Here is an 11,403-nt window from a genome sequence, read left to right as displayed (position 1 = left end):
TCGTCCGCCGGGGTGACCGTCGGAGAAAACGTGTTATCATGGGTCAGCCGGGAAATCCCGGCTTTTTTGCGTCCGCGGGAATCATGTGGCAGGAACTCGGCATTGCCTTTTGTCTGATGCTGGTGCTGGAAGGCATCCTGCCCTTCCTCTATCCGCGCCGTTGGCGCGCCGCGGTGCTTGGGTTGGCGGAGTTCAAGGACCGCCATCTCCGCCTGATGGGCCTGTCCAGCATGTTGCTGGGGACCGGCCTCCTTTATCTGCTTCACTGATGGCTTGCCGCCCGGCTAAGAGGGGATTGGCGAAATGGCAACGGTAGATCGCTGGCTGCTGCCAGATGGTATCGAAGAAGTACTGCCGCCCGAGGCGGCACGCATCGAGGCAGCCCGCCGCCAGGTGCTGGACCTGTTCCAGCGTTGGGGCTACGACTTCGTGGTTACGCCGCATATCGAATATCTCGAGTCCCTGTTGACCGGTGCCGGCCAGGACCTGGATCTGCGCACCTTCAAGGTGACCGACCCGCAGTCGGGCCACCTCATGGGGTTCCGCGCCGACATCACGCCGCAGGTGGCGCGCATCGATGCCCACACCTTGCGCCGTGAGGGGCCGAATCGCCTCTGCTACGCCGGCAGTGTGCTGCACGCCAAGCCGCGTGCCCTGTCCACGTCCCGCAGTCCGATCCAGTTGGGTGCCGAACTCTACGGCGACGCCAGCCCCGCCAGCGACGTCGAGGTCATCAGCCTGATGCTGGAAATGCTCGAGCTGGCGGCCGTTCCTGACGTCCACATGGACCTCGGCCATGTCGGCATCTACCGTGGCCTGGCTCGGGCAGCCGGCTTGTCCGGCGAGGTGGAGCGCAGCCTGTTCGATGCCTTGCAGCGCAAGGCGGTAGACGAAGTCGCTGACCTGACGGAAGGTCTGCCGGGTGAACTGGCATCCATGCTGCGTTCCCTTGCGGAGCTTTGCGGCGGTCGGGAGATACTCGACCTGGCCCAGGGTGTGCTGATGGATGCGCCCTCCGACGTGCATCGTGCCCTGGACGAGCTGATCGCGATCGCCGACGCCCTGGAGCTCCGCTATCCGGAGCTTCCGTTGTATTTCGACCTGGGTGAGTTGCGTGGCTACCACTACCACACCGGCGTGGTGTTCGCGGCATTCGTGCCAGGGGTCGGCCAGTCGATCGCCCAGGGTGGGCGCTACGACGATATTGGCGCCGACTTCGGTCGCGCCCGCCCGGCCACCGGCTTTTCCACCGATCTGAAAACCCTGGTGACCCTGGGCAACATGGCGCTGGAGCAGGTCGTTCCGGGAATCTGGGCGCCGGACAGTCGCGATCCCTATCTCTGGTATGAGGTCAAGCGCCTGCGTGCCGAGGGGCAGCGCGTCGTTCAGGCCTTGCCGGGCCAGGAAACAGCAAGTGCGCAGGCGGTGGATTGCGACCGCCAACTGGTCCTGCGCGAAGGACGCTGGCAGGTGACTGCGCTCGACTGACGAGTGCGTGACTGGCCGGGCCATGCGTCCGGCCGCAAACGAATTTCCGAGATTTCCGCCGGCCCCGCCGGCATCGAGCTTCTGCGAAGAGGACAAGAGTTATGGGTAAGAATGTCGTAGTCCTGGGCACCCAGTGGGGTGATGAGGGTAAGGGCAAGATCGTCGATCTGCTGACCGACCAGGCTGCCGCCGTCGTGCGTTACCAGGGCGGCCACAACGCCGGCCACACCCTGGTCATCGATGGCGAGAAGACCGTGCTGCACCTGATCCCGTCCGGCATCCTGCGTGAGAATGTCGAGTGCCTGATCGGCAACGGCGTCGTGGTGGCTCCCGATGCGCTGATGCGTGAGATCACCAAGCTGGAAGAAAAAGGCGTGCCGGTGCGCGAGCGCCTGCGCATCAGTCCCGCCTGTACCCTGATCCTGCCGTACCACGTGGCCCTGGATCAGGCCCGCGAGAAGGCCCGTGGCGATGCCAAGATCGGCACCACCGGTCGCGGCATCGGCCCGGCTTACGAAGACAAGGTCGCTCGTCGCGGCCTGCGGATCGGCGACCTGTTCCATCGCGAGCGTTTCGCCGCCAAGCTCGGCGAGTTGCTGGACTACCACAACTTCGTCCTGCAGCACTATTACAAGGAGCCGGCGGTCGACTTCCAGAAGACCCTGGACGAGGCGCTGGGCTACGCCGAGCTGCTCCAGCCGATGATGGTCGACGTGGCCGCTCGCCTGCATCAGCTGCGCAAGCAGGGCGCCTACATCATGTTCGAAGGCGCCCAGGGTTCGCTGCTGGACATCGACCACGGTACCTACCCCTACGTCACCAGCTCCAACACCACCGCTGGCGGCACCGCGACCGGTTCCGGCTTCGGTCCGCTGTACCTGGACTACATCCTCGGTATCACCAAGGCCTACACCACTCGCGTGGGTTCCGGTCCCTTCCCGACCGAGCTGTTCGATGACACCGGTGCCTACCTGGCCAAGCGCGGCCATGAGTTCGGCTCCACCACCGGCCGTGCCCGTCGTTGCGGCTGGTTCGATGCCGTGATCCTGCGTCGCGCCATCGAGATCAACAGCATCTCCGGCCTCTGCCTGACCAAGCTGGATGTGCTCGATGGCCTCGAAACCATCCGCATCTGCACCGGCTACAAGGGTGCCAATGGCGAGTTGCTCGAAGACGCACCGACCGACGCCGACAGCTACATCGGCCTGCAGCCGGTCTACGAGGAAATGCCGGGCTGGAGCGAGTCCACCGTCGGCGCCAAGAGCCTGGCCGAGCTGCCGGCCAACGCCGTCGCCTACATCAAGCGCGTGGAAGAGCTGGTGGGTGCGCCCATCGACATCATCTCCACCGGCCCGGATCGCAACGAGACCATCGTCCTGCGTCATCCGTACGCCTGAGTCGACCGACTCGCTCCCGAAGGGCCGCCCAGTGCGGCCCTTCGTCGTTTTACCGGAGCAGAATGTCGCGCATCTGGTCGGCACGCAGCTTGCTGGCACTTTATAAATCCGGGTTGTCGCCGTTACAGCGGTAACGGTCGTAAAAGGAGCCACACGTCGTGTCAGTCATCCTGTCTTTGTTGCAAAGCCGCCTGTTGCGTCCGGTCTTCATCGCCCTCGGGCTGGCCCTGTTGGTGCAGGTGCTGGTGGCGGTCGCCCTGACGCGGGGCACGGTGAATTCGCTGGTAGAAGAGTTGAGTGTGCGCCTGGGGGGTGACACCCAGCGCCTGGCCGGGGACCTGGAGCAGGCCGGCCAGGAGGTCTCCGGCAGCCTCAACGCCCTGTCCGCCAAGACCCGCGAGCGGCTGGGGGCGGCCCTCAGTGAGCGCCTGCAGCAGGAGCGGGGGCAGTTGCGCCTGACGCTGGAGAAAAGCCTCAAGGAGTCCGCCAACGATCTGGCCCAGTTGCTCGCTGCCGTGGCACCCCGGGCCATGTGGGACAGCGATGTTCCCACCCTCTCCGAGTTCGCCCGCCGCGCCCAGCGCAATCCCAACGTGCTCTTCGTGGTCTACGACGATGCCAATGGCCAGCACCTGACGCGTTACCTCAATCGCGAGAATCCCCGGATCAAGGCGCTGCTGGCCAAGGGCGAGGGGCAGCGGGCATTGGACAAAGTCCTGGATGCCGCCGCCAGCGACCCCTCCGTCTACCTGGTGGAGGCCTCCATCAGTCCCAACGGCGTCGAGATCGGCAAGGTGCGCATGGGGGTTTCCACTGCGTCCGTGGAGCAGGAGCTCAAAGCGTTGGATCAGCGATTCGCCGCCCTGATTGCCAGCGGTGGTGAGTTGGTGGGTGAGAGCCTCTCCGGTGCGGCTGCGGAAAGCAGTGCCGCCTTGACCGCCCGCCTGCAGTCGGCCCGTGAGGCGGCCGGCAGCATGAGCGTCGGAACCCGAGAGGCTGTCGAGTCGGCCGCAGCAGAGCTGCGTTGGCGCATCGGCCTCGGCCCGGTGCTGGTGGGCCTGGGCGTGTTGCTGGTGCTGGCCGTGGTGCTGGGACGGCGCGTGGTGGTGCGCCTGCGTCGCCTGATCGTGGCCCTCAACGATCTGGCGGCGGGCGAGGGAGACCTGACGCGTCGGGTCCCCCTGGATAGCCGCGATGAGGTCGGTGAGATGGCCGATGCGGTGAACCGTTTCGTCGACAAGCTGCAGCCCATCGTTCGCGAAGCGGGTGACGTGGCCGAGCGCACTGGGGTCGAGATCCAGGCGCTGTCCCAGCGCAGCCAGTCCGCCGAGGCGGCGACTCATCGCCAGCGCAATGAAGTGGAGGGCAGTCTCCATGCCCTGGCGGGAATGGTGGCCGAGGCCCAGGCCGAGAGCCAGGCCATGCAGGACGCCCTGCGGCAGGTGGGGGAGATTCGTCAGGCGGCCCAGGACAACGCCGCCATCGCCCGGCGCGTGGGAGGCTTGATCGAGAACCTGGAAGAGCGTGTGCAGAACGGCTCGGCGGTGATCGAGCGGCTGGCGCGGCAGAGTGAACAGATCGAGATGGTGCTGTCCGTCATCCACGGCATCGCCGAGCAGACCAACCTCCTGGCCCTGAATGCGGCCATCGAGGCGGCCCGGGCCGGGGAGAGCGGTCGTGGCTTTGCGGTCGTGGCCGATGAAGTGCGAGCCCTGGCCAGCAAGACGCAGCAGTCGACGGGGGATATCCAGGAACATATCGCTGCGCTGCAGACCGGGGCCCGCGAAGCCGTCTCCGCCATTGCCCAGGCGCGGGAGCGTGCAGTGGAAGGGCTGGAGGCGCTGCGCGACAGCGAGCGCCTGCAGCAAGGCGTGCAGCAGGCGGTGGAGCAGGTTCACGGGGCGGTCCAGGCGGCCGCGCGGGCCGCCGAGCATCAAGCGGCGGGGGCCGATGGCGTGCGTGGTCGGGTGGATGTGATCCATGCCGAGGCCAGTCGAGCGGCCGAAGCGGTGGCGGCCACCGCCAGCAGCGGCCGGGTGTTGGCGGGGCTGGCGGATCAGTTGCGGGCCAGTCTGGGGCAGTTCAAGGCCTAGGTCCGGGTGCGGGGCCCCTGCGCGGGCCCCGTTCGGGCGAGGCGATTGGATTTCCGGAAGCCGGAAAGCACAAAGCCGAGCAGAGCTCGGCTTTGTTGAAGAGTGGTGCCCAGGAGAAGACTCGAACTTCCACGGTGTTGCCACCGCTAGGACCTGAACCTAGTGCGTCTACCAATTCCGCCACCTGGGCACATTGCGATGATCGCTCATCGACTTATACGGAGTTCATCGCGAAGGATACGGATCCGTACGATCCGTTTGAAAATGGTGCCCAGGAGAAGACTCGAACTTCCACGGTGTTGCCACCGCTAGGACCTGAACCTAGTGCGTCTACCAATTCCGCCACCTGGGCACTGGATGCGATGATTGCTCATCGGCTTCCTGTTACAACGTCTCAGCGACGCTGTGGGCGCGAACTATACGAGCCGACTTTTGTGTTGTAAACCCCTGAGCGCGAAAAAAATTATTCTTCGGACTAAGCTGACCGACAATTGGAATTCGCGCTTCAATAGACAGATGGCACATCCCTCTTATGGATAAAAAGGTGATAACCCCCTGATGGCCGATTGGCAGACCCTCGATCCCGAGGCCGCTCGTGAAGCGGAAAAATATGACAACCCCATTCCCAGCCGTGAGCTGATCCTCAAGCGCCTCGACGAACGAGGCGCTCCCGCCAGTCGTGAGCAACTGGTGGACGATTTCGGCCTGTCCAGCGATGAAGAGCTGGAGGCCCTGCGCCGCCGACTCCGCGCCATGGAGCGAGACGGTCAACTCATCTATACACGTCGCGGCACCTATGCCCCCGTGGACAAGCTCGACCTGATCCGCGGCCGCATCAGCGGTCATCGTGACGGTTTCGGCTTCCTCATTCCCGACGATGGTTCCGACGACCTCTTCCTCAGTCCTGCTCAGATGCGGCTGGTGTTCGATGGCGACCGTGCCCTGGCGCGGGTCGCAGGCCTCGATCGCCGTGGTCGCCGTGAAGGCGCGCTGGTGGAGATCATCGAGCGTGCCCATGAAAACCTGGTGGGACGATTCTTCGAGGAGAGCGGCATCGCCCGGGTGGTGGCGGACAACCCGAAGATCCAGCAGGAAGTGCTGGTGGCCCCGGGCAAGCAGGGCGGCGCCCGCCACGGCCAGTTCGTCCAGGTGAAGATCGAGCAGTGGCCGAGCAATTTCCGTCTGGCCCAGGGTGAAGTGGTGGAGGTGCTGGGCGATTACATGGCGCCAGGCATGGAGATCGAAGTCGCCCTGCGCAGCTACGACATTCCCCACGAATGGCCCGCCGCCGTGGTGAAGGAAGCGGCCAAGCTCAAGCCCGAGGTGGCCGAGAAGGACAAGGAAAAGCGCATCGACCTGCGCGACCTGCCCCTGGTCACCATCGACGGCGAGGACGCCCGGGACTTCGACGATGCCGTCTATGCCGAAGCCCGCAAGGGGGGCGGCTGGCGACTCATCGTCGCCATCGCCGATGTCTCCCATTACGTGAAGGTGGGCTCGGCCCTGGACGAGGAGGCGACCAACCGGGGCAACTCGGTGTACTTCCCCGAAAAGGTCATCCCGATGCTCCCGGAGGTCCTCTCCAATGGGCTGTGCTCCCTGAACCCGCAGGTGGACCGCCTCGCGATGGTCTGCGAGATGACCCTGTCCCGCGCCGGCAAGATGACCGGCTACGAATTCTACGAAGCGGTCATCCATTCCCATGCGCGCCTCACCTACACCAAGGTCAGCCAGTTCCTGGAGACCCCGGAGTCCGTCGAAGCCCGTCAGTTCGCCGAACACTCGCCGCATCTGGTCAAGCCCCTGCAGCAGCTCTACAAGCTCTACAAGGTATTGTTGGCGGCCCGCCAGGTGCGTGGCGCCATCGACTTCGAGACCCAGGAAACCCGCATCGTCTTCGGGGCCGATCGCAAGATCGCCGACATCCTGCCGACCCAGCGCAACGACGCCCACAAGCTGATCGAGGAATGCATGCTGTGCGCCAACGTCGCCACTGCGCGCTTCCTCGAACAGCATCAGGTGCCGGCGCTCTACAGGGTCCATGAGGGCCCGCCCAGCGAACGTCTGGACAAGCTGCGGCAGTTCCTGGGCGAGCTGGGCCTCAGCCTGAATCGCGGAAAGGCCGAGCCGACTCCGAGCGACTACCAGGCGCTGCTTGAAAAGGTGCGCGAGCGTCCGGACTACCACCTGATCCAGACGGTGATGCTGCGCTCCCTCAGCCAGGCGGTCTACAGCCCGGACAATGAGGGGCATTTCGGCCTCAACTACGATGCCTACACCCATTTCACCTCGCCGATCCGCCGTTACCCGGACCTGCTGGTGCACCGCGCCATCCGCAGCGTGATCCGCTCCCGCCGGGCCACCGAGCACGTGCGCCGCGCGGGTGCGGCGGCCATGACCAAGGCGCGCATCTACCCCTACGACGAGGCGCGCCTGGCTCAGTTGGGCGAGCAGTGCTCGATGACCGAGCGTCGCGCCGACGAGGCCACCCGCGACGTCACCAACTGGCTGAAGTGCGAGTACATGCGCGACCGAGTGGGTGAGACCTTCCCGGGCGTGATCTCCGCGGTGACCGGCTTCGGCATCTTCGTCGAACTGATCGATATCTATGTGGAAGGCCTGGTGCACGTGACCGCGCTGCCGGGCGACTACTACCACTTCGATGCCATTCATCATCGCCTTTCCGGCGAACGCTCCGGTCGCAGCTTCCGTCTCGGTGACCAGGTGGAAGTGGTGGTGGCGCGAGTGGACCTGGACGAGCGCAAGATCGATTTCGAGCTTTCGGAGAACGTCCTCACCGCCCCCGGCGGTCGCAACAAACGCGGTGCCGAAAAGGCCAAGTCAGCTCCCGAGCCCAGGGTCGGCAAGGGGCGGGGGCGTGGTGCCAAGGCGATCGCCCGTGGCGCCGGCCAGGAGCGTCCGGCGCAGGAGCCCCGCGCTGCAGTGGCCTCCCGTCGTCCCCGTTCCGGCAAGGTGCAGGCCTTGCCGCCGGTCGCCCCGGAGATCCTCGCCCAGGCCGAGGAGATGCTGGGCAACACCGACGTGAATCGCAGCCGTGCCCTCAAGCAGGCCCTGCTCAGCGAGGCCCGCCAGGGTGCCAAGGCGAGCAAGGGCAGTCGACCGGCGCAATCGCCACTGGACAAGCCGGGCAAGGCCGAAGGCAAGGGAGGCACCAAGCCGCCGAAGAAGAAAGCCAAGGCGGCCAAATCCACCGCTGCCGGCAAACCCACGAAACATAGGAAGGGACCGCCCAAACCGAAGGCGCCCGCCAGCAAGGTCAAGAAATGAGTCAATTGGAAAAGGTCTACGGCGTTCACGCCGTGGAAGCGCTGCTGCGCCACCATCCCAAACGCGTCAAGCAGTTGTGGTTGGCCGAAAGCCGGCACGATCCCCGGGTCCAGGTCCTGCTGGACCTCGCCTCCCAGCATCGCGTGCCGGTGGGTCACAAGGATCGCCATGAACTGGATGAGTGGGCCGAAGGCGTCCACCAGGGGGTGGTCGCCGAGGTCAGTCCCAGCCAGGTCTGGGGTGAGAACATGCTCGATGAGCTGCTGGAGCGAAGCCCCGGTGCCCCCCTGCTGCTGGCCCTGGATGGCGTCACCGATCCCCACAACCTGGGTGCCTGCCTGCGCACCGCCGACGCGGCCGGCGCGCTGGCGGTGATCGTGCCCAAGGACAAGTCCGCCACCCTCAACGCCACTGTACGCAAGGTGGCCTGCGGCGCGGCGGAAGTGATACCGCTGGTGGCGGTGACCAACCTCTCGCGCACCCTGGAGAAGCTGCAGAAGAAGGGCCTCTGGGTGGTCGGCACCGCCGGCGAGGCCGAACAGCAGGTCTTCGAGCAGGACCTTACCGGTCCCACCGTGCTGGTCATGGGGGCCGAAGGCAAGGGCATGCGCCGCCTGACCCGCGAACACTGCGACTTCCTGGTGAAGCTGCCCATGGCAGGCAGCGTCAGCAGCCTCAACGTTTCCGTAGCCACCGGCATCTGCCTGTTCGAGGCGGTGCGGCAGCGCAGGATGAAAGCCTGACGCACAGATCCCGGGCCGCTGACTCGCGGGGTCAGCCCCGGGCCACTCCAGCGTTCCAGGCGCTGTTCAAATATTCGCCAGTTTTTCTTGCGCGGCATTCTCCCCTTCAATAGAATGTCGCCCCTTGCCGCCAGGGGCAGGCTGTTGCACGTCCCCGCGCCGGCAAGACCAAACGAGATATTCACTCCTTGCCTGACCACGATGTTGGCAGGCTACAACCCGTAAGGAGCATTTATGCGTCATTACGAAATCATCTTCCTGGTTCACCCGGACCAGAGCGAGCAGGTTGGCGGCATGGTTGAGCGCTACACCAAGCTCATCGAAGAAGACGGCGGCAAGATCCACCGTCTGGAAGACTGGGGCCGTCGTCAGCTGGCCTACGCCATCAACAACGTTCACAAGGCTCACTACGTGATGCTGAACGTTGAGTGCAGCGCCAAGGCCCTGGCCGAGCTGGAAGACAACTTCCGCTACAACGACGCTGTTATCCGTAACCTGGTCATCCGTCGCGACGAAGCCGTTACCGGCCAGTCCGAGATGCTCAAGGCCGAGGAAAACCGCAGCGAGCGCCGCGAGCGCCGTGAGCGCGTTGAAACTGACTCCGCCGTCGAAGGCGAAGACAGCGACAACGCTGACGAGTAATCCACGGATCTATTGAGGAGCCAAGTTCATGGCACGTTTCTTCCGTCGTCGTAAGTTCTGCCGTTTCACCGCTGAAGGCGTGAAAGAGATCGACTTCAAGGATCTCAACACCCTGAAGGCCTACATCTCCGAAACCGGCAAGATCGTTCCCAGCCGTATCACCGGCACCAAAGCCAAGTATCAGCGTCAGCTGGCCACCGCTATCAAGCGCGCCCGCTACCTGGCCCTGCTGCCCTACACCGACAGCCACGGCCGTTGATCCCGGTCAGTCGACCCGGGCAAAGGGAATAGATCGAGATGCGTGCTCTGGCTGACTTCATCATGCGCGGTCGCACCCAGGCCACCCTTGTGGTGGTGGGGGCGGCGCTGCTGCCGATGATGTTCTGGCTGAGTGCGGCCGCAGGCAGCCTCGTGCTGCTGCGGCGTGGCGTGAACGATGCCATCGGCATTGTCGCCTGGGCCCTGCTGCCAGCCCTTGGCTGGTGGTACTTCGGCGAGCCGCGCACCCTCATGGTGCTGGTCGGCGCGCTGGGTTTGGCCCTGGTGCTGCGTTCCAGCGTGTCCTGGACGCGGGTGCTGATGGTCAGCGTGGCGCTGGGCCTGCTGTATGGCCTGGTGCTGGGTGCGGTGTTCCGCGAGCCCATTGCCGCGATGGCGGCTGAGCTGGACAAGCTCATGCCGCAGGTGATGGGGGGCGTCTATTCGCAACTGGCGGATGACGAGCGAGCGCGCCTGGCAGCCATGATCGCACCGGTCCTGACCGGCCTGATCGCGGCGCTGCTGCAACTGCTGAGCGTGCTGAGCGTGATGCTTGGCCGCTACTGGCAGGCAGCCCTGTACAACCCCGGTGGCTTCGGCAGCGAGTTTCGCGCGCTGAGGCTGTCGCCGGCACTGGCCTTCGGCCTGCTGGCCGCCATGCTGCTGGGCCCGAACCTGGGCCTGGAGCTGGCGATGCTGACGCCGATCTGCAGCGTGCCGCTGGCCCTCGCCGGCCTGGCCCTGGTGCATGGTCTGGCGAAACAGGGTGGACTGGCCGGCTTCTGGCTGGTGGGTCTGTACGTGTCGCTGCTGCTGTTCATGCAACTGATCTATCCGTTGCTGGTGGTCCTGGCCATCGTCGACAGTCTGTTTGATTTTCGCGGACGCAAGGCGCGCAAGAACGGCGCCGGCCCTGCGAACGGTGAAGGTTAAAAGTTAAGAGGTAAGACTCAAATGGAAGTCATCCTGCTCGAAAAAATCGCCAACCTGGGCAACCTGGGCGACAAGGTAAGCGTAAAGTCCGGCTACGGCCGTAACTACCTGCTGCCGCAAGGCAAGGCCACCGCCGCCACCGCCGAGAACGTTGCTGCGTTCGAAGCTCGTCGCGCCGAACTGGAAAAGCAGGCCGCCGAGAAGAAGGCTACCGCCGAAGCTCGCGCTGCCCAGCTGTCCGAACTGGAAGTGACCATCACTGCCAGCGCCGGCGACGAAGGCAAGCTGTTCGGTTCCATCGGCACCCACGACATCGCTGACGCCCTGACCGCCGCTGGCGTTCCGGTTGCCAAGGCCGAAGTCCGCCTGCCCAATGGCACCATCCGCCAGGTTGGCGAATACGATGTCGCACTGCACCTGCACACCGAGGTCGAAGCTGCTGTCAAGCTGATCGTGGTTGCCGGCTAAGCACGCCGTCGCGCGCGCTTGCGCTCAGGTGCAGGCTCGCTAACATCGGGCACGTCATTGCGAAAGCGGTGACGTGCCCGATGTCTTTTCAGC

General features: G+C 65.0%; 10 protein-coding genes and 2 tRNA genes. 10 read left to right on the top strand and 2 right to left on the bottom strand.

Going from position 1 to position 11,403, the window contains the following annotated elements; genetic code table 11:
• Positions 1-83: 83 nt before the first annotated feature.
• The 4 genes from KF707C_RS26095 to KF707C_RS26080 all read left to right on the top strand — a co-directional run bounded on the left by KF707C_RS26095 (position 84) and on the right by KF707C_RS26080 (position 4,978).
• Positions 84-269 (top strand): DUF2065 domain-containing protein, encoded by a 186-nt coding sequence (locus KF707C_RS26095; RefSeq protein ID WP_003453007.1) that lies wholly within the window; start codon positions 84-86, stop codon positions 267-269.
• 34 nt (positions 270-303) lie between these two features.
• On the top strand, positions 304-1,488 hold the full coding sequence (locus KF707C_RS26090) for an ATP phosphoribosyltransferase regulatory subunit (protein WP_003453005.1): 1,185 nt from the start codon (positions 304-306) through the stop codon (positions 1,486-1,488).
• Positions 1,489-1,589: 101 nt separating this feature from the next.
• Complete coding sequence (locus KF707C_RS26085) at positions 1,590-2,885, top strand: adenylosuccinate synthase (RefSeq protein ID WP_003453003.1); 1,296 nt, start codon at positions 1,590-1,592, stop codon at positions 2,883-2,885.
• 158 nt (positions 2,886-3,043) lie between these two features.
• Complete coding sequence (locus KF707C_RS26080; protein ID WP_003453001.1) at positions 3,044-4,978, top strand: methyl-accepting chemotaxis protein; 1,935 nt, start codon at positions 3,044-3,046, stop codon at positions 4,976-4,978.
• A 103-nt stretch (positions 4,979-5,081) separates the two neighbouring features.
• Here KF707C_RS26080 and KF707C_RS26075 read toward each other — a convergent pair.
• Positions 5,082-5,168 (bottom strand) — tRNA-Leu (locus tag KF707C_RS26075).
• 75 nt (positions 5,169-5,243) lie between these two features.
• Positions 5,244-5,330: transfer RNA gene (locus KF707C_RS26070), tRNA-Leu, on the bottom strand.
• Between the two features lie 206 nt (positions 5,331-5,536).
• On the opposite strand from KF707C_RS26070, the gene rnr reads away from it, so the two are divergent.
• From rnr to rplI, 6 genes are all read left to right on the top strand, one after another.
• Positions 5,537-8,266: a ribonuclease R gene (gene rnr / locus KF707C_RS26065; RefSeq protein ID WP_003452997.1), complete on the top strand. Its 2,730-nt coding sequence runs from the start codon at positions 5,537-5,539 to the stop codon at positions 8,264-8,266.
• Entirely contained in the window at positions 8,263-9,009 is a 747-nt protein-coding gene (gene rlmB, locus KF707C_RS26060; RefSeq protein WP_036993189.1) for a 23S rRNA (guanosine(2251)-2'-O)-methyltransferase RlmB, read from the top strand. The genes rnr and rlmB overlap by 4 nt, the downstream gene beginning before the upstream one ends.
• Positions 9,010-9,243: 234 nt before the next feature.
• Positions 9,244-9,651 carry a 30S ribosomal protein S6 gene (rpsF, locus tag KF707C_RS26055; RefSeq protein WP_003452994.1) on the top strand — a complete coding sequence of 136 codons (408 nt, stop codon included), beginning with the start codon at positions 9,244-9,246 and terminating at the stop codon, positions 9,649-9,651.
• A gap of 28 nt (positions 9,652-9,679) precedes the next feature.
• On the top strand, positions 9,680-9,910 hold the full coding sequence (rpsR, locus tag KF707C_RS26050; protein WP_003452992.1) for a 30S ribosomal protein S18: 231 nt from the start codon (positions 9,680-9,682) through the stop codon (positions 9,908-9,910).
• A gap of 38 nt (positions 9,911-9,948) precedes the next feature.
• On the top strand, positions 9,949-10,842 hold the full coding sequence (locus KF707C_RS26045) for a YybS family protein (protein WP_003452990.1): 894 nt from the start codon (positions 9,949-9,951) through the stop codon (positions 10,840-10,842).
• Between the two features lie 21 nt (positions 10,843-10,863).
• Positions 10,864-11,310 carry a 50S ribosomal protein L9 gene (gene rplI, locus KF707C_RS26040; protein ID WP_003452987.1) on the top strand — a complete coding sequence of 149 codons (447 nt, stop codon included), beginning with the start codon at positions 10,864-10,866 and terminating at the stop codon, positions 11,308-11,310.
• Positions 11,311-11,403: the final 93 nt, after the last annotated feature.

Source organism: Pseudomonas furukawaii, assembly GCF_002355475.1.
Classification (GTDB): Bacteria; Pseudomonadota; Gammaproteobacteria; order Pseudomonadales; family Pseudomonadaceae; genus Metapseudomonas; species Metapseudomonas furukawaii.
The sequence above is the reverse complement of the archived record's forward strand: the minus strand, read 5'-3'. Positions and strand labels throughout refer to the sequence as shown.

Bases quoted from the DNA above. Each gene is read 5' to 3' on its own strand.
- KF707C_RS26095 (WP_003453007.1), top strand. From the start codon at position 84: ATGTGGCAGGAACTCGGCATTGCCTTTTGTCTGATGCTGGTGCTGGAA.
- KF707C_RS26090 (WP_003453005.1), top strand. From the start codon at position 304: ATGGCAACGGTAGATCGCTGGCTGCTGCCAGATGGTATCGAAGAAGTA.
- KF707C_RS26085 (WP_003453003.1), top strand. From the start codon at position 1,590: ATGGGTAAGAATGTCGTAGTCCTGGGCACCCAGTGGGGTGATGAGGGT.
- rnr (WP_003452997.1), top strand. From the start codon at position 5,537: ATGGCCGATTGGCAGACCCTCGATCCCGAGGCCGCTCGTGAAGCGGAA.
- rlmB (WP_036993189.1), top strand. From the start codon at position 8,263: ATGAGTCAATTGGAAAAGGTCTACGGCGTTCACGCCGTGGAAGCGCTG.
- rpsF (WP_003452994.1), top strand. From the start codon at position 9,244: ATGCGTCATTACGAAATCATCTTCCTGGTTCACCCGGACCAGAGCGAG.
- rpsR (WP_003452992.1), top strand. From the start codon at position 9,680: ATGGCACGTTTCTTCCGTCGTCGTAAGTTCTGCCGTTTCACCGCTGAA.
- KF707C_RS26045 (WP_003452990.1), top strand. From the start codon at position 9,949: ATGCGTGCTCTGGCTGACTTCATCATGCGCGGTCGCACCCAGGCCACC.
- rplI (WP_003452987.1), top strand. From the start codon at position 10,864: ATGGAAGTCATCCTGCTCGAAAAAATCGCCAACCTGGGCAACCTGGGC.